Here is a 16335-nt window from a genome sequence, read left to right as displayed (position 1 = left end):
GTGTTGGTGCGGGCGTGGATCGACGGATGGATCGTCTCGCACGGTGCCGCGGATCCGGTCGACGAGCCATGGGGCTGGACGATCGATGTCGGGCAGCCCCGGCACGTCCGGCGTCATGTGCTGCCCGAGCCCGGCCGAGGTCGCGGTCCGCAAGGTCGCCGACAGCAGGAGCGTGCCCTGGACGTGGCTGAAGCTGTTCGCCGAGGAGGACGAGGTCCGTCGCGGACCAGATCGTGGCACCCGGACCTGACCGTCCAGGCCTGACGCCTGGGCACCGTGTCGTGTCACAGTCGCGGCAGGATCCGTTCGAAGAACTCGCGGTCTCCGTCGAAGACCGGGTCCAGGGCCAGGAACTCCTCCGGCGTGACCCAGCGGGCCTCTCCGACCTCGCCGGGGTCGGGGACGACCTCGCCCGTGTCCGCGCGGGCGGTCCACCAGTGGAGGCGGAAGCGGCCGTCGTCGGTCTCGGACTCCCAGACCTTCGCCAGCGGGGTGACGGTGAGGCCGACCTCCTCACGGACCTCGCGGGCCACCGCCGCCCGCTGCGTCTCCCCCGGCTCGATCTTGCCGCTGAGCGGTGCCCAGTAGCCGGAGCGCTGCGCTGCGGGGCCGCGGCGGATGACGAGCACCCGGTCACCGCGCAGCAGTACGGCGACGATCGCCTCGCGCTGTGCCACGTACGCCCCCTACGCCTGGGGGCGGCCCGTGGCCACCGCGTAGAAGGCGACCGCGGCCGCCGCGCCCACGTTGAGGGAGTCGACGCTGTGGGACATGGGGATGCGGACCCACTCGTCGGCGGCGACCAGGGCCTGCGTGGACAGGCCGTCGCCCTCCGCGCCGAGCATCAGGGCCACGCGGTCCATCCTGTGCGGGGCGGCCTCGTCGAGGGTCCTGGCCTTCTCGTCGGGGGTGAGGGCGAGGAGCGTGAAGCCCGCGTCGCGGACCGACTCCAGGCTCTTGGGCCAGGTGTCCAGACGGGCGTACGGCACGGAGAAGACCGCGCCCATCGACACCTTCACGCTGCGCCGGTAGAGCGGGTCGGCGCAGTCCGGGGAGAGCAGGACCGCGTCCATGCCGAGGGCGGCGGCGGAGCGGAAGATCGCGCCGATGTTGGTGTGGTCGTTGACCGACTCCATCACCACGACCCGGCGGGTTGTCTGCAACAGTTCCTCCGCCGTGGGCAGCGGCTTGCGCTGCATGGAGGCGAGCGCGCCGCGGTGCACGTGGTAGCCGGTGACCTGCTCGGCGAGTTCCGGGCCGACCGCGTACACCGGGGCCGGGAGTTCGTCGATGACGTCGCGCATGACATCGACCCACTTGGCCGAGAGCAGCATCGAGCGCATCTCGTACCCGGCTTCCTTGGCACGTCTGATGACCTTCTCGCCCTCGGCGATGAACAGGCCCTCGGCAGGCTCGCGCTTGCGGCGCAGGTCGACGTCGGTCAGGCCCGTGTAGTCGTGCAGGCGCGGGTCGTCGGGGTCCTCGACGGTGATGAGATCGGCCACAGGGTGATACTGCCTTGTCCTGAGTGCGGTGCCAACGGCTCGGAACAGGTTCTGTTACCCGCGGTTATGCGGACTCACGCGGAAGCCGTGGGACCGACCCGCACGACCTCGCCGACGACGATGACCGCCGGGGGCTTCACGTCCTGTGCCCGTACGGCCTCCGCGACCGTCGCGAGGGTCGCGTCAACGCGGCGCTGCGCGGCCGTCGTACCTTCCTGGACCAGGGCGACCGGGGTGTCCGGCGACTTGCCGTGGGCGACCAGGGTCTCGGCGATCTTGCCGATCTTGTCGACGCCCATGAGGATCACGAGCGTGCCGGTCAGCTTCGCCAGCGACGGCCAGTCGACGAGCGAGCGCTCGTCGTCGGGGGCGACGTGTCCGCTGACCACGGTGAACTCGTGGGCGACGCCGCGGTGGGTGACCGGGATGCCGGCCGCGCCCGGCACCGAGATCGAGCTGGAGATGCCCGGGACGACGGTGCACGGGATGCCGGCCTCGGCGAGGGCCTGGAGTTCCTCCATGCCGCGGCCGAAGACGTACGGGTCGCCGCCCTTGAGCCGTACGACCGACTTGCCCTGCTTGGCGTGCTCGATCAGGGCGTTGTTGATGGCCTCCTGGGCCATGAACCGGCCGTAGGGGATCTTCGCCGCGTCGATCACCTCGACGTGCGGCGGGAGTTCGGCGAGCAGGTCGCGCGGGCCGAGGCGGTCGGCGATGACGACGTCGGCCTCGGCGAGCAGGCGGCGCCCGCGGACCGTGATCAGGTCCGGGTCGCCGGGGCCGCCGCCGACCAGGGCGACGCCGGGGGTGCGGGTGCGGTGGTGCGGGGCGACGAGCGTGCCGTCGCGCAGGCCCTCGACGACCGCGTCGCGGATGGCGGCGGTGTGGCGGGGGTCGCGACCGCGCGCGTCCGTGGTCAGTACGGCGATCGTGACGCCCTCGCTGTGGCCGGTGGCCGGGGTCCAGGCGGTGGCCTGGTCGGCGTCGTCGGAGCGGACGCACCAGACGCGGTGGCGCTCCGCTTCGGCCGAGGACTGGGTATTCGCCTCTCGGTCGCTGGTGGCGATCAGGGCGTACCAGGCGTCGGCGAGGTCGCCTTCTTCGTAGCGGCGCTTCTCCCATGTGATCTCGCCCGCGTCCGCCATGGCCTCGACCGACGGGGTCGCCTCGGGGGAGACGAGGTGGATGTCCGCGCCCGCCGCGATGAGGGCCGGGAGGCGGCGCTGGGCCACCTGGCCGCCGCCGAGGACGACCACGCGGCGGCCGGAGAGGCGGAGGCCTACGGGGTAGGCGGGGTGTTCGGCCATGAGGGTGCGGCTCCTGTACTACGGCGGTGCGGTGGCGATGCCTCTGCGGCTTTGCAGGGTGCCTGACATGCGGATTTTAGGGGGCTGGCGGGGTGGGCGGCTCAGGTGTTCGGGGGCGGGGCGTCGTTGCCGGGTGCGGGTGCGTGGGTCCGTGTCCACCCGTTCCGCCCTGCGGAACGACTGCCCACGGACCCGCGTACGGCCCCCGACCACCGGGCTGTTGGAAGGGGACCCTGCGTTGCAGCAGCTACTTCTCCGTTACCCCCGCCGAGTCGAACGTCGCCACCTCGTGCATGGCCCTGGCCGTGCTCTGGACCAGCGGGAGGGCCAGCAGGGCGCCCGTGCCCTCGCCGAGGCGGAGGTCGAGGTCGACCAGGGGGCGCAGGCCCAGCTTGTTGAGGGCGGCCACGTGGCCGGGCTCGGCGCTGCGGTGGCCGGCGATGCAGGCGGCCAGCACCTCGGGGGCGATCGCGCGGGCGACCAGGGCGGCGGCGCCGGCGCTGACGCCGTCCAGGATGACCGGCGTACGCAGGGAGGCGCCGCCCAGCAGGAGGCCGACGAGCGCCGCGTGCTCGAAGCCGCCGATCGCGGCCAGGACGCCGATCGGGTCGGCCGGGTCCGGCTGGTGGGTTTCGAGTGCGCGGCGCACGACCTCGGTCTTGCGGGCGAGGGTCTCGTCGTTGATGCCGGTGCCCCGGCCGGTGACCTCACCCGGGTCCGCGCCCGTGAAGACGGAGATCAGGGCGGCGGACGCGGTGGTGTTCGCGATGCCCATCTCGCCGGTGAGCAGGGCCTTGTTGCCGGCGGCCACCAGGTCGCGGGCGGTCTCGATGCCCACCTCGATGGCCTGCTTGGCCTCCTCGCGGGTCATCGCGGGGCCGGTGGTCATGTCGGACGTACCGGAGCGGATCTTGCGCGGCAGCAGGCCCGGGGTGGCCGGGAGTTCGGCGGCGACGCCCACGTCGATGACGCAGACCTCGGCGCCGACCTGGCCGGCGAAGGCGTTGCAGACCGCGCCGCCGCCGAGGAAGTTGGCCACCATCTGGGCGGTGACCTCCTGCGGCCAGGGGGTAACGCCCTGGGCGTGCACGCCGTGGTCGCCGGCGAAGATCGCGACGGCGGCGGGCTCCGGGACGGGCGGCGGGCACTGCCGGGACAGGCCGGACAACTGCGCGGAGATGATCTCCAGCATGCCGAGCGCGCCGGCCGGCTTCGTCATGCGCTTCTGCCGCTCCCAGGCCTCGCCGAGCGCCTTGGCGTCCAGCGGGCGGATCTGCGCGACGGTCTCGGCGAGCAGGTCGTGCGGCTCCTCGCCGGGCAGGGCGCGGCGGCCGTACGTCTCCTCGTGCACGACCCAGGACAGCGGGCGGCGCTTGGACCAGCCGGCCTGGAGCAGTTCGGGCTCGTCCGGGAACTCGTCGACGTACCCGACGCACAGGTAGGCGACGACATCCAGGTGCTCGGGCAGGCCGAGGGCGCGGACCATCTCGCGCTCGTCGAAGAAGCTGACCCAGCCGACGCCGAGGCCTTCGGCGCGGGCGGCGAGCCAGAGGTTCTCGACGGCGAGCGCGGAGGAGTACGGGGCCATCTGCGGCTGCGTGTGGCGGCCGAGGGTGTGACGGCCGCCGCGGGTCGGGTCGGCGGTGACGACGATGTTCACCGGGGTGTCGAGGATGGCCTCGATCTTCAGTTCCTTGAACTGCTTCGCCCGGCCCTTGGGGAGGGACTTCGCGTACGCCTCGCGCTGGCGCATCGCCAGTTCGTGCATGGTGCGGCGGGTGTCGGCGGACCGGATGACGACGAAGTCCCAGGGCTGGGAGTGGCCGACGGAAGGTGCCGTGTGGGCGGCTTCCAGGACGCGGAGCAGGACCTCGTGCGGGATGGGGTCGCTGCGGAAGCCGTTGCGGATGTCGCGGCGTTCGCGCATGACCTTCAGGACGGCCTCGCGCTCGGCCTCGTCGTAGGCGGGTGCGGCGGGGCCGGTGGGCTGTCGTACGTCTGCCACTGCGGCCGTGCTCAATTCCTCGCGGTCCTTCTGGTCTTCCTGGTCGGCGGCCCGGGTGTCCAGGTCGTCGGCGTTCTGTACGAGTTCGGGGTCGGGGCCGGCGTCGGCGGCGCGGGGCCCGGGGACCGTGTTTGCTGCCTGGCCCGGCTCCTCCGGGGGGAGCGTGATGGGCTGCGGCGGGGTCGGGGCGAGGTGCGGAGTGGTCGGCACCGTGCCCTCGACCGGGACGAACTCGCCCATCGGCTGGTCCGGACGCGGCTCCAGCGGGACGGCGCCCGGGAAGGGGGCGGGCGCATCGCCGGGAGCGGGGTTGCCGGGGTCCGTAGGGGGCTGGGGTTGAGCGTCGGCGGCCTGGGCCGCTTCGGCTGCGTGGACCGCTTCGGCCGTATCGGTGGCTCCGGCCGTATCGGTGGCTCCGGCTGTCTGGGGGGCCTCGGATGTCTCGGTGGCTTCGGCGGTGAGGGGCTGAGGTGTGGGGGTGTCCGGGGTGGGCGCGGCGTGTGCGGGGTCCGCGGAGTGTCCGGAGTGCGGGTCTGCCGGGGGTGCGGTGCCCTCCGGGGCGGTTTCGGTGGCGGTTTCGGCGGTGGCAGCCGCGGTGGGGGTGGTCGCGCCTTGTTGTACGTCACCGGCGACGTGCGCCTGCTGGGCGGCGGGGGAGGTCTGCGGGCCCTGCGCCGGCTGCGCGGAGGCAGCCGGACGGGACTGGGCGGGGGGCGGTTGGTGCGGAGCCTGGGCAGCAGGGGGTGCGTCCGAGGCCGGCTGGGTGCCTGGCGTGGACGACTCGGCTTCCGGCACTGGCTGGGCTCCCGGTGCGGGCTGGAGTCCCGGTGCGGGCTGAGCGTCAGATGTGGGGTGGGTTTCCCCACTGGTCTGGGGCTCCGGCGCGGGCTGGCGCTGCCCGGTGGCTTGAGCGTCCGGCATGGGCTGGGGCTCCTCCGTTGGCTGGTCCCCCAGCACGGACTGGGTGTCCGGCGTGGGCTGGGGCTCGCCGGTCGCTGGGGCATCCGCGGTGGCTTGAGGACTCGCGGTGGTCTGGACTTCCGGCTCGGACTGAGCGCCCGGAACGGGTTGGGCATCCCCGGTCGCCTGAGTGCTCGCGGCTGGTTGAGCGTTCGCGGGGGTCTGGGCATCCGGCGGGGAGTGGGCATCCACGGTTGGCTGGGCACCCGCGGCGGCCTGGACCTCCGGCGCAAGCGGAGCATCCCCCGGCGCCCGAACACCCACATTCGGCTCAGCACCCGCATTGGGCTGGGCACCCACCGCGGCCTGGACCTCCGGCGCGGACTGGGCATCCCCGACCGCCTGAGCATCCGTAAATGGTTGTGCACCCGCAGCGGCCTGGACCTCCGGCGCAAGCGGAGCATCCCCCGGCGCCCGAACACCCACATTCGGCTCAGCACCCGCATTGGGCTGGGCACCCACCGCGGCCTGGACCTCCGGCGCGAACTGGGCATCCCCCGGCGCCTGAACACCCGCATTCGGCTCGGCACCCACGGCGGCCCGGGCCTCCGGCCCGGGCTGGACATCCCCCGGCGGCTGAGCGCCGGCAGTAGCCAGGGCCTCCGGCACTGCCTGCTCCCCCGGCACGGGCTGGGCCCCCGCGGCGGGCTGCTGGGGCTGTCCCTGCGCGGCATGGTCGGCGTCCCCCTGAGCCGGCTGCTGGGCCGACGGGTCGGCAGTGGCGACGGCCTCCCCCGCCCGTGCCCGGGAACCGTCCGTGGAGTGCGGAGCCTCTACAGCAGCCGGAGCCTCAGGGAAGGACGCGGTATCCGTGGCCTCCGGCGCCGGGGACGTTCCGGTCGACTCGGAGCCGTCCTGGGCAGGCTGGGGCGCGGTGCCCTGAGCAGCCGACGCATGCTCGGGCGTGCCGGCCTCGGAAGCCTGGACGGAGTGGGATGCGGCTCCGTCGGCAGTCTGGACGCCCTCGGACACCGTTGCCTCGGGGACTCGGACGTCCTCCGGCACAGCATCCTCCGGAGCCGGGACATTCTCAGCCGACTGCGCTCCCGCGACGGCGGCCTCAGGCGCCTCATCAGTCTGTACGTCCCCTGACACGGCGTGCTGCCCAACCAAAGACACACCCGTAACACCAGCCCCGGCTGCCTGACCACTCCCAGGCCCGGCGGACACCGCAACGGCCTCACCAGTTTGTACATCCTCCGACACGGCGTGCTGCGCAACCGAAGACACACCGGCGACACCCGCCCCAGCCGCCTGAGCGCTCTCGGAAGCGCCGGACGCCACAGCCGACCCGGCCTCCGCAGCAGCCGCGGCACCGGGCGCGGCAGGCTCCGCAACCGAGGACGCACCAGCGACACCCGCCTGAGCGCTATCGGGCCCAGCAGGGTCCTCAGCCGGGAGCGCCTCTGCACCAACCGCCTCAGCGGCCTGCGCGTTTCCCGGTCCGCCGGCCCCCACGGCCGACGACGTACCAGCACCATCCGCCTGAGCAGCCTGAGCGTTCCCCGGCCCGGCAGCCCCCGCAGCAGACGGCGCGCCCGCGCCACCCGCCTCAGGTGCCTGCGCGCCCCCGGCACCGGCCTCGGCGACAGCAGCCGCCACCGCGGTCCCGGCGACAGCCCCCTGCCCGCCGTCCGCGGCACCGCCGCTCACCGGAACCTGCCCGCCCTGGACGGCGTTTGCCTGCGCAGCAGCCTCGGCGCCGGCGGCCTGCCCGGGCTCCTGCCCCTGGGCCACCGCACCACCCTGCGCGGCGTCACCGGCGACCGCGTCCTCCCTACCCTGCGGGACCTGCGCGTCGGACCCACCGTCCTGCGCGGTCATCGCGGCGTCGGCCCGAGCAGGCTGCGCAGCCAACCCGGCCCCGGCATCCGCACCGTCGGCAGCCATGCCCGAACCCGTCTCCGCGCCCTGCGCCCCGGCCCCGGCCGTCTCCGTCGCCACCCTGGCGACGACCGCCTGGGCCGCGCCCACCGGCTCGGGTGTGGGGGCGTGCGCCGGGACAACCGTTTCCGCGGGGGGCGCCCCGGCGTGCACCGGTGGCTGTGCCGTGCTCTGTGCGCCCCAGGGCGCCGCGCCCTGCTGGGGCGTCTCGTGCGCCGGCGGTACGTCGAGGTACTCGGGGCCGGTCGTCGGCGGTCCGGACTGCCGTACCGGCGCGTGGGCCGGGCCGCGGTCGGCGAGGGAGCGGACCGGGCTGGCGGAGACGTTCGGGACGGGCGGGCCGAGGTGCAGCGGGCGGCGCGGCGACGACGGCGCCATAGCCTGGGCGGGTACCTGGGCCGGCGTCTGGATCGGCGCCTGGCTGGGGCCCGGATGGCGGACCGCGCCGAGGTCGACGGAGCCGCTGTCGCGGCCGGACATCTCGTGCGGGCCCGGCTCGTGCACGGTCTCGACGACCGGTTCCGGCGCGGGCGGCGCGACCTCGTTGCCCCACGGGCTCTGCGCGCCGGGCAGCAGCAACAGGTCTTCGTCCTCGGCGGTGGTCTCGGAGAGGTAGGTGTACGCGCCGTGCGCGGGGGCGCCCGGCTGCTCCACCATGCCTGCGTTCTCCGGCAGCCCCTCGCCCGGGACCTGGCCGGTGTCGGTCATGCGTACCCCTCGCCCATCGGTTAGTGCTTCTTACGACCAGCTCACCCGGAACGGCGCACCGACCGCCCCACAGTGAAGAACGAGCGTGCGTCCTCAGCGGCACGAACAGCCCGCCCGGAAAAGGCGACAAAGCCATTCACTGGCATTGTTGCGGCCGTTCGTCCGCCGCGACAGGTCGATCCGCGACGGCCCGCTGTGGACTGCGCCACGTTGCGCGTCCTCCGGTTCTGCCGTACCACACCCACCCCAAAACGGGTGCGTTTTCCGGACATTGACCGACGAACCGTCGGGCGTCCGCGTGCGGTGCAGCGATCGGCCAGCCTACCGCGCGCGGTACGACAACCGGATCACAGGGGACGGCCCCGGAATCAGGCGCCGCGCTCCGGCAGTACGCCGCTGAGCAGGAACGCCACGCTGCGCGCCGTCTCCGTCCAGGCCCGGGTGTCGAGTCCGACGGACTGCAGGAGGGCGCACTCGACGTCGTAGCCGTGCTCCGTCAGATTCCGGCCGATGAGTTCGGCGGCGTCACGGGTGGCGGCGTGCGTGACGATGCGCTGCGGGCGGCGGTCGGCGACCGCGGAGACGACGCCCGGCCCGCCGCCGCCGACACGGACGACGTCCGGTTCGGGGAGGTTCTCCAGGACGTGCGGCGCGGTGCCGGCCACGACCTGGAGCTGGAGTCCGAAGCGGCGCGCGGTGGACTCGGTGCGGGCACAGGCGGCAGGGTCGCGGTCGACGGCGATGACGGCGGCGCCCGCGCGCGCGGCCTCGGTGGCGAAGGCGCCGCTGCCGCAGCCGATGTCCCACACCAGGTCCCCGAGCCGCGGTCCCAGGCGGGCGAGTTGCGCGGCGCGCAGCAGGTCCGCCTCGCCCTCGCCGAGGCCGCCGCCGTACGCCGCGGCGGGCAGCGACCAGCCGCGCGGGCCGGCGGACGGGTCGCGGCCGGCGATCCAGCCGCCCGACTCCCCCGCGCCGACGGGGCCGCCGATGACGATGACGACGTTCGGGTCGCGCCAGGTGTGGTCGGCCGCCTTGTCGGAGGTGACGACGCTGACCTGTTCGCGCGCGGTGCCGAGTTCCTCGCAGATGACGAAGGTGCGGTGGACGCCGTCGAGGAGCAGGCCGAGTTCGGCGGGACCGGCGCCCGGCGAGGTGAGGACGGCGACCTTGGTGTGGGCGCGGCACACGTTCACGGCGCGGCGCAGGGTGCGGCGGTGGGCAACGACCACGTGGGCGTCGTCCCAGGGCATGCCGGCGCGGGCGAAGGCGGCGGCGACGGAGGAGACGGCGGGGACGACCTCGACCTCCAGGCCGAACTCGGGCGCGCGCAGGGTCCGTACGACGCCGAAGAAGCCGGGGTCGCCGTCGGCGAGCACGACCGCGGTGCCGCGGTGGGCGGCGATGCGGCGGGCGGCGAGGGCGACGCTGCCGAGCCGGATGCGCTCGGCGGTGTGGGGCACCTCGGGGAGCGCGAGGTGGTGGGCGGCACCGGCCACCAGCGTGGCGGCGCCCAGGGCGGCACGTGCCGCGGCGGTCAGCGGCGAACCGTCCCAGCCGATCACCGTGACCCGATCGGCCATCGTCGTCAGTCTCCAGGGAGTTTGCGCAGGTCGTGTGAGGGCCGCCCAGGGGGCGGGCTCCGTGAGGGTACCTGGTGGAGGCGTCCGGCGGTGGCGGCGTTCCTCCGCCGTGGCGTCAGTTCCAGTCGGAGAACGAGGTGAAACCCGTGTCGGCCAGCTGCTCGCCGACGCCCTCCAGATCCTCGGGGAGCAGGCTCCAGACGATGAGGTCGGTGCGTACGTCGGCCCACGCGCCCGTCTCGGTCCGGGCGCGCGCTATCCAGGCGCCGCGCAGGACGCCCTCGCTGATACAGCCGATCTTCTGGGCCACCTGCTGCGAGGCGGTGTTGTCGGCAGCGGTGCGCAGTTCGAGGCGCTCGAACTTCTGGTCGTGGAAGAGCCACTGCGCGGTGGCGAGGGCGGCCTCGGAGGCATAGCCCTCGCCGCGGGCCCAGGGGGCGATGACGTAGGCGATCTCGCTGGAGCGGGCGCGCCAGTCGGTGTTCTTCAGGTGCACGATGCCGACCAGGCGCTGGGTGAGGAACTCGTCGACGGCGAAGACGATGCCGCGGCCCTCGGCGCGTTCGGCCGGGGCGAGGTCGGTGATCCACGCGTGCGCGTGGTCCTCGGTGTAGGGCTGCGGCACGGAGGTCCAGGCGGTGACGAGTTCGTCGTTCATCATCTCGGCGAGCGCCTCCGTGTCCGCCTCCTCGAAGGGGCGCAGTACCAACCGCTCCGTACTGATGGAGACGTTGGGGAAGGTGCTAGTCATGCGCCACTCCGTAACCTTCGGGAAACCGTCAGGGACCTGCTGAACTGCCCAGCATGCAGCATGAAAGCACTGATCCGCACAACCGGGTCCACTCCAAGTGAGGGAGCGGACCCTGTGCGTGGCGTACGCCGTCACGGCCTCAGAAGGAGGCGATCACGGATCCGGCGTACTTTGCACGGTGTTCTGCGGCAGGCCGCCCTGGTCGGTGAGGACGAGCAGGATGCCGACCGGGAGACCGGCGAGGACGGCGAGGACGGCGAGGACGGCGATCAGGGTGGACCAGTCCAGGTCACCTGACGCCCTCCTTGACCAGCGCGGGGCGTTCCCCGTCGACGACGTCGATGTGCAGCCCCTGTTCGCGCAGGAAGCCGACCGGTACGACGTTGTCCTCGTAGCGGCCGGGCAGTTCGAGACGCATGCGGCCGATCTGGAGGCCGCCGACGGTGTCGAGGGCGGCGCCGAGGATCGATATGTCGATGTTGTAGGTGCGCGCCAGCTGGGAGATGACCGGCTGGGTCGCGCTCTCGCCCTGGAAGGTGACGTCGAGGACGGTGCGGTCGTCGCCGGAGGCCTCGCCGCCGACCGGGAGCAGCGCGGCGGCCAGTTCGGAGCCCGGGGTCGCGAGGAGTTCGCTGACCGTGCCGGACTCGACGATGCGGCCCTCGTCCATGAGGGCGGCCGAGTCGCAGATCGACTTCACGACGTCCATCTCGTGGGTGATGAGCAGGACCGTGAGTCCCAGCCGGCGGTTGAGGTCGCGCAGGAGTTGGAGGATCGAGCGGGTGGTCTCCGGGTCGAGGGCGCTGGTGGCCTCGTCGGACAGCAGCACCTTGGGGTCGCCGGCCAGCGCGCGGGCGATGCCGACGCGCTGCTTCTGGCCGCCGGAGAGCTGCGCGGGACAGGCCTTGGCCTTGTCCGCCAGCCCCACCAGGTCGAGCAGTTCGAGCGCCTTGCGGGAGCGCTCCTTGCCGGACTTCCCGAGGATCTCCAGCGGCAGTTCGACGTTGTCCTGCACGGTCCGCGAGGACAGCAGGTTGAAGTGCTGGAACACCATGCCGATACGGCCGCGCGCCCGGCGCAGTTCCCGGCCGGCGCGCGGGCCGCGGCCGGCCAGGGCGGTGAGGTCCTGTCCGTCGACGGTCACGGTGCCGGAAGTGGGGCGTTCCAGGAGGTTGATGCAGCGGATGAGCGAGGACTTGCCGGCGCCGGACTGGCCTGTGACGCCGTACACCTCGCCTTCGCGGACGTGCAGGTCGACGCCGTCGAGGGCGGTGACCTCGCGGCCGCGGGAGCGGTGAGCCCGGTAGATTTTCGTCAGGCCCGAAGTGGTGATCACGTGGGTTTCCGTCACGATCGAGGGTGCGGGCGTGGATGTGCCCCGGCACGGGTGCGGGAAGAACATGTGCGGGCAGTGGCTTCGGACGTCAGGTACGGCGCGCGGCGTACGGACGTGCCACAGCGCCTCGCTTCGGGGCGCGAGGCTCAGGCGTGGCGCGGGGGCCTCTAGAAGGCGCACATTCGGCACAGACAACGAGCACCGGGCGCCATGGTCGCCTCGGTCGCAGGGATGCGGTCGCTCGTCGTGGTCATACGATCAGTAAAACATGCGTACGGTCCTGCCAAAGCGCCGCTGTCCGCATGCTGGACAGCCGTGGACAGCGGTGCGGGCGGGGTCAGCCGCGGACGAAGATCTCCACTCCCGCGTCCGTGACCAGTGCGGACAGGGCCGACAGGTCGGCCACGACCAGATCGGCGTCGAGCTCGTCGGCCCGGTGGGTTGTGGTCAATGCCACGGTGGTCATCCCGGCGGCGCGGCCGGCCGCGAGCCCCGCGGGGGCGTCCTCGAAGACGACACAGTGGGCCGGGTCGACGCCCAGGGCGCGGGCGGCGAGCAGGTACGGCTCGGGGTCGGGCTTGCCGCGCGTGACGTCGTCGGCGGCGACGAGGGTCTTGGGCAGGATGCCGACGGCGTCGAGGCGGGCCTCGGCCAGGCGCCGGCTGGCGGAGGTGACGACGGCCCAGCGGTCGGCGGGCAGCGCGTCGAGCAAGTCCTTCGTGCCGGGCAGCAGGTGCACGCCCCCGTTGGGTACGTCCTCCACCTCCAGCGTCTCGATCCGCGCGACGGCCCGCGGTACGACGTCGGCGGGCAGCAGGTCGGCGGCTATCTCGGCGGCCGGCCGCCCGTGCAGTTCGACGCGGGCGAACTCCTCGGCGGTAATGCCGTGCTCCGCGGCCCACCGTGTCCAGCAGCGGTGTACGGAGTCCAGGGAGGAGACGAGGGTGCCGTCGTTGTCGAACAGGAGGGCCTGCGCGTGGATCTTCATGCCCTCGACCCTACGGGGCACGGCGGGGTCGGCCGCGTCGGGCCATCTCGGCCGTAATAAGGTCACTGCCATGGTTGATGCCCTGACGCTGGCGACCGGCGTCGCCGCGCTGCTGCTCGCCGCCTGGTGCGGCTGGGCGGCGTACCGTGATCAGCCGACGAAGGACTGGCACTTCATCGGGATGGCCGTGGTGTCGGTACTGGCGCTGGTGCAGTTGGTGATCGGGATCGTGCAGTTGGCGCGGGGCGAGAAGCCGGTGCAGGGGACGACGATCTTCGTGGCGTATCTGCTGGGCGCGTTCGCGTGTGTGCCGGCGGCCGGGTTCATGTCGCTGGCCGAGCGGACGCGGTGGGGGTCGGTGACGGTCGCCGCCGGCGGGGTGGTGCTGGCCGTATTGGAGGTGCGGCTCTATGACATCTGGGGAGGCTGAGGTGGCGGCCAGGTCACGGCTGATCAGTGGGCCCGGGATGCTGCTGGTGTGGCTGTACGGCGTGATGGTCGTCGGGGCCGTGTCGCGGTCTGTGTTCCAGATCGCGACCGAGTTCGACAAGGCGCCGCTGGCTTATTCGCTGTCCGCGGTTGCGGGGGTGGTGTACGGGTTCATCACGTACTCGCTGGTGCGGGGTGGGGAGACGGCGCGGAAGGCGGCGTTGGTGTGCTGTGTCGCCGAGTTGGCGGGGGTGTTGACGGTCGGTACGTGGACGCTGGCCGAGCCGTCTGCGTTTCCTGATGCGACTGTGTGGTCGGACTACGGGATGGGGTACCTGTTCATTCCCGTGTTGTTGCCGCTTTCGGCGATTTACTGGCTGCGCAAGTCGCGGGCGCGGCAGGGGGATGCCGCCTGAGGTTTGTCAGGCGGCTGCGGATTCGTTGTGGCTTGTCGCGCCCACGCGGCGGAGCCGCATATCGATACAGCCCCGCGCCCCTGAGGTTGGCCCTCACGCCGTAGCTGCGTATGTCCCGGCGAGCTTTTCCAGGACAATCATGGGTACACCGTCCGAGCCCTCTGCGGTGCCTACCGTTTCGTAGCCCACCTTGCGGTACAGGCGCAGGCTGCCCTCGCTGCGGTGGCCGGTGTGGAGGCGGAACTTCTTGGCGCCGCGTTCCTCGGCCAGGGCGGACTCGGCCGCGCGGAGCAGCCTCGCGCCGATGCCGTGGCCCTGGAGGCGGGGGTGGACGCAGAGCTTGCCGATGGAGGCGGCGCCGTCGTCCGTGATCCGGCCGCGGACGGAGCCGACGACCTCGTCGCCGAGGCGGGCCACGAAGACACAGTCGTTCACCACTTCCGCACGGACCGAGTCCAGGCTCTGCACCAGCGGGTCTATGCGGTAGTTGCCGTACAGTGCCGCCTCGCTCTGGAAGCACAGGTACTGCAGCTTGAAGATCTGCTCCGCGTCCTGCTCGGCCGCCGCAGAGATGGTCACGCTCATGCCCATGTGCGCACGCCTCCCGCTCACCTGATCACCTGTCGTCCCTCACTCCTATCCCCGTCCTCAGCGACCCGCAACCTCCAGTGTGAGCAATCGACGCAGACATCCCAGGCATCTGGAACGTTCCGGGCCGAGACTGCCCTGTGACATACCCAACTCCCCTGCGATTTCCCTGTATGTCAGGTCCTGTTCGGAGAGCAGCGCCTCCATCAGCCGGGGGCAGCGGCCGGGGAGGCGGCGCACTGCCGCGCGCAGGGCACGGCGGCGGGCGGCGGCCAGGGCGAGGTGTTCCGGGTCGCGGTCGGCATCGTCGGCGGGCTCGATGTCGTACGGCCTTTCCAGACGGGCGGTACGGCGGGTGCGGCGGGCCTCGGTGCGGACGGCGCGGCGCAGCCAGCCCTCGGGGTCGCGCGGCGGGTCCTGGGCGTCGAGGCGTTCCAGGAGGCGGAGCCAGACGGCCTGTTCCAGGTCGCCCGGCTCGGTTCCGGCGGCATATGCCTCGGCCGAGGCCTCGGCGGTGAGCAACGGGCGCAAGGCAGTGACCAGGTCGTGCGTCATATGCACAACGACGCGGCCGCCCGGGCGGTGGTTGCCCGGGCGGCCGAAGGTCACCCCATCCGGGGCCGGTGGCTCAGCGGTTGACGTCAGTGGTTGACGTCAGTCATTGACCTCGGTCATTGACCTCGGTCATTGACCTCAGCTGTTGAGGAAGTCCTCTCGGGCCAGCAGGCCGGTGTCCGGGTTGTCGGTGAAGACGCCGTCGATGCCGGTGGCGAAGTACGTCTTGAAGGCGCCGAAGACGTCGCCGTAGGCGTCCGCGTCGGTGCCCTTGCGGAAGTCCGCGGGCAGGAAGGGGTTCTCGTTGCGCATGGTCCAGGGGTGCAGGACCAGGCCCACCTTGTGCGCGTCGCGGACGAGCGTGGTCGGCTCGGTGAGCCTGCCGCCCGAGTCGCGCGGGACGATCAGGTCGAGGGTCGGGCCGATGCCCTGCGCGTAGCCGGCGATCTCCCTGAGGCCCCTGGGTGTGATCAGGTCGGCGACCGTGCGCGGGTCGCCCGACTCGACGAAGTCCCAGGGGCGGTCGCCCGCGGCGGACAGCAGCACCGCGAGGGGGTTGTCGACGAGGGTGTTCAGGCGCTGGATGCTGGTCGGCTCGAAGGACTGCAGGATGACCGGCGAGGTCCGCTTGTCCTTGCCGTACTTGCGCAGCAGCTTGGCGACCCGCTCCTCCAGGCCGAGGCCCAGCTTGCGGAAGTAGGTGGGGTGCTTGGTCTCGGGGTAGATCCACACCTGCCTGCCGCGCTTGCGGGTCTGCTCGTCCTGCCACTTCAGGACCTCTTCGAAGGCGGGGATCTCCCAGCGGCCGTTGTAGAGCGTGTTGTGCGGCCGGTTGGCCGGGATGCGCTCGACCGCGCGCAGCGTCTTCAGCTCGGCGAGCGTGAAGTCCTCGGTGAACCAGCCCGTGGTGGACACGCCGTCGAGGACTTTGGTGCGCTTGCGGTCGGCGAACTCGGGGTGGTCGGCGACATCGGTCGTCTGGCCGATCTCGGGCTCGTGACGGCAGACGAGGTGGCCGTCCTTGGTGGGCACGAGGTCCCCGGCCTCGACGATGTCGGCACCCATGTCCAGGGCCAGCTCGTACGAGCCGAAGGTGTGCTCCGGGCGGTAGCCGCTGGCCCCGCGGTGCCCGATGACCGTCGGCACGGGCAGGCTCTTCAGCCCGCCGCCCCCGTGCCGGGCACCGGCGGCTCTCGCCGTGCCGCTCAGCCCGAGCACCGCTCCGCCCGCGCCGAGCACGGCCGCGCCGAGCAGTGCCCGCCGTCCGGTGCCGCCGCCCGCCTGCTCGTTCGACTCCTGCGTGCCCATGAGCCCCTCCTGCCG

The 16335-nt window shown here is 72.6% G+C and carries 17 protein-coding genes; 6 read left to right on the top strand and 11 right to left on the bottom strand.

From position 1 onward, the window contains the following. The first annotated feature begins 85 nt into the window (after positions 1-85). Positions 86-250: a hypothetical protein gene (locus H8R17_RS11890; protein ID WP_187823126.1), complete on the top strand. Its 165-nt coding sequence runs from the start codon at positions 86-88 to the stop codon at positions 248-250. A 34-nt stretch (positions 251-284) separates the two neighbouring features. Here the strand turns inward: H8R17_RS11890 and H8R17_RS11885 are convergent, their stop codons facing one another. From H8R17_RS11885 to cobT, 4 genes are all read right to left on the bottom strand, one after another. Further along, entirely contained in the window at positions 285-677 is a 393-nt protein-coding gene (locus tag H8R17_RS11885; RefSeq protein ID WP_187823125.1) for an NUDIX domain-containing protein, read from the bottom strand. Positions 678-686: 9 nt separating this feature from the next. Then, positions 687-1505, bottom strand: coding sequence for an RNA methyltransferase (locus H8R17_RS11880; RefSeq protein WP_187823124.1), 819 nt, complete (start codon positions 1503-1505; stop codon positions 687-689). A 74-nt stretch (positions 1506-1579) separates the two neighbouring features. After that, on the bottom strand, positions 1580-2812 hold the full coding sequence (gene cobA, locus H8R17_RS11875; protein WP_187823123.1) for a uroporphyrinogen-III C-methyltransferase: 1233 nt from the start codon (positions 2810-2812) through the stop codon (positions 1580-1582). A gap of 247 nt (positions 2813-3059) precedes the next feature. Beyond that, complete coding sequence (gene cobT / locus H8R17_RS11870; RefSeq protein ID WP_399476602.1) at positions 3060-5738, bottom strand: nicotinate-nucleotide--dimethylbenzimidazole phosphoribosyltransferase; 2679 nt, start codon at positions 5736-5738, stop codon at positions 3060-3062. A gap of 219 nt (positions 5739-5957) precedes the next feature. Between cobT and H8R17_RS49185 the strand changes: the two genes are divergently transcribed. Beyond that, entirely contained in the window at positions 5958-6869 is a 912-nt protein-coding gene (locus tag H8R17_RS49185; protein WP_187823122.1) for a hypothetical protein, read from the top strand. A 117-nt stretch (positions 6870-6986) separates the two neighbouring features. Further along, positions 6987-8393 carry a hypothetical protein gene (locus tag H8R17_RS11860; protein WP_187823121.1) on the top strand — a complete coding sequence of 469 codons (1407 nt, stop codon included), beginning with the start codon at positions 6987-6989 and terminating at the stop codon, positions 8391-8393. A gap of 344 nt (positions 8394-8737) precedes the next feature. On the opposite strand, the gene cbiE is transcribed toward H8R17_RS11860, so the two are convergent. Both cbiE and H8R17_RS11850 read right to left on the bottom strand, forming a co-directional pair. After that, positions 8738-9949, bottom strand: coding sequence for a precorrin-6y C5,15-methyltransferase (decarboxylating) subunit CbiE (cbiE, locus tag H8R17_RS11855; RefSeq protein ID WP_187823120.1), 1212 nt, complete (start codon positions 9947-9949; stop codon positions 8738-8740). A 115-nt stretch (positions 9950-10064) separates the two neighbouring features. Next, positions 10065-10700, bottom strand: a complete 636-nt coding sequence (locus H8R17_RS11850; RefSeq protein WP_187823119.1) for a GNAT family N-acetyltransferase — start codon at positions 10698-10700, stop codon at positions 10065-10067. Positions 10701-10871: 171 nt separating this feature from the next. On the opposite strand from H8R17_RS11850, the gene H8R17_RS46620 reads away from it, so the two are divergent. After that, on the top strand, positions 10872-10997 hold the full coding sequence (locus H8R17_RS46620) for a hypothetical protein (RefSeq protein WP_262505202.1): 126 nt from the start codon (positions 10872-10874) through the stop codon (positions 10995-10997). On the opposite strand, the gene H8R17_RS11845 is transcribed toward H8R17_RS46620, so the two are convergent. Further along, positions 10990-12036, bottom strand: a complete 1047-nt coding sequence (locus tag H8R17_RS11845; protein WP_187823118.1) for an ATP-binding cassette domain-containing protein — start codon at positions 12034-12036, stop codon at positions 10990-10992. The two genes, H8R17_RS46620 and H8R17_RS11845, sit on opposite strands and share 8 nt — an antisense overlap. A gap of 337 nt (positions 12037-12373) precedes the next feature. Further along, entirely contained in the window at positions 12374-13024 is a 651-nt protein-coding gene (locus H8R17_RS11840) for an HAD-IA family hydrolase (RefSeq protein ID WP_187823117.1), read from the bottom strand. A 70-nt stretch (positions 13025-13094) separates the two neighbouring features. Between H8R17_RS11840 and H8R17_RS11835 the strand changes: the two genes are divergently transcribed. Together H8R17_RS11835 and H8R17_RS11830 are read left to right on the top strand one after the other, a co-directional pair. After that, entirely contained in the window at positions 13095-13454 is a 360-nt protein-coding gene (locus H8R17_RS11835; RefSeq protein ID WP_187823116.1) for a hypothetical protein, read from the top strand. Further along, positions 13435-13869, top strand: a complete 435-nt coding sequence (locus H8R17_RS11830; RefSeq protein WP_187823115.1) for a hypothetical protein — start codon at positions 13435-13437, stop codon at positions 13867-13869. The genes H8R17_RS11835 and H8R17_RS11830 overlap by 20 nt, the downstream gene beginning before the upstream one ends. Before the next feature lie 93 nt (positions 13870-13962). On the opposite strand, the gene H8R17_RS11825 is transcribed toward H8R17_RS11830, so the two are convergent. From H8R17_RS11825 to H8R17_RS11815, 3 genes are all read right to left on the bottom strand, one after another. After that, complete coding sequence (locus H8R17_RS11825) at positions 13963-14460, bottom strand: GNAT family N-acetyltransferase (protein ID WP_187823208.1); 498 nt, start codon at positions 14458-14460, stop codon at positions 13963-13965. A gap of 57 nt (positions 14461-14517) precedes the next feature. After that, on the bottom strand, positions 14518-15012 hold the full coding sequence (locus H8R17_RS11820; protein WP_187823114.1) for an RNA polymerase sigma factor: 495 nt from the start codon (positions 15010-15012) through the stop codon (positions 14518-14520). 138 nt (positions 15013-15150) lie between these two features. Next, complete coding sequence (locus tag H8R17_RS11815) at positions 15151-16320, bottom strand: glycerophosphodiester phosphodiesterase (protein WP_187823113.1); 1170 nt, start codon at positions 16318-16320, stop codon at positions 15151-15153. Positions 16321-16335 lie beyond the last annotated feature (15 nt).

It is taken from the genome of Streptomyces sp. TRM68367 (assembly GCF_014495685.1).
Classification (GTDB): domain Bacteria; phylum Actinomycetota; class Actinomycetes; order Streptomycetales; family Streptomycetaceae; genus Streptomyces.
Note: the sequence above shows the minus strand (reverse complement) of the source record. Positions and strands in the feature narration are given on the sequence as shown.

What these genes read in the sequence shown, in the direction of transcription:
- H8R17_RS11890 (WP_187823126.1), top strand. Translation starts at nt 86, where the DNA reads ATGTCGGGCAGCCCCGGCACGTCCGGCGTCATGTGCTGCCCGAGCCCG.
- cobA (WP_187823123.1), bottom strand. Translation starts at nt 2,812, where the DNA reads ATGGCCGAACACCCCGCCTACCCCGTAGGCCTCCGCCTCTCCGGCCGC.
- cobT (WP_399476602.1), bottom strand. Translation starts at nt 5,738, where the DNA reads ATGCCGGACGCTCAAGCCACCGGGCAGCGCCAGCCCGCGCCGGAGCCC.
- cbiE (WP_187823120.1), bottom strand. Translation starts at nt 9,949, where the DNA reads ATGGCCGATCGGGTCACGGTGATCGGCTGGGACGGTTCGCCGCTGACC.
- H8R17_RS11850 (WP_187823119.1), bottom strand. Translation starts at nt 10,700, where the DNA reads ATGACTAGCACCTTCCCCAACGTCTCCATCAGTACGGAGCGGTTGGTA.
- H8R17_RS11840 (WP_187823117.1), bottom strand. Translation starts at nt 13,024, where the DNA reads ATGAAGATCCACGCGCAGGCCCTCCTGTTCGACAACGACGGCACCCTC.
- H8R17_RS11835 (WP_187823116.1), top strand. Translation starts at nt 13,095, where the DNA reads ATGGTTGATGCCCTGACGCTGGCGACCGGCGTCGCCGCGCTGCTGCTC.
- H8R17_RS11830 (WP_187823115.1), top strand. Translation starts at nt 13,435, where the DNA reads ATGACATCTGGGGAGGCTGAGGTGGCGGCCAGGTCACGGCTGATCAGT.
- H8R17_RS11825 (WP_187823208.1), bottom strand. Translation starts at nt 14,460, where the DNA reads ATGGGCATGAGCGTGACCATCTCTGCGGCGGCCGAGCAGGACGCGGAG.
- H8R17_RS11820 (WP_187823114.1), bottom strand. Translation starts at nt 15,012, where the DNA reads ATGACGCACGACCTGGTCACTGCCTTGCGCCCGTTGCTCACCGCCGAG.
- H8R17_RS11815 (WP_187823113.1), bottom strand. Translation starts at nt 16,320, where the DNA reads ATGGGCACGCAGGAGTCGAACGAGCAGGCGGGCGGCGGCACCGGACGG.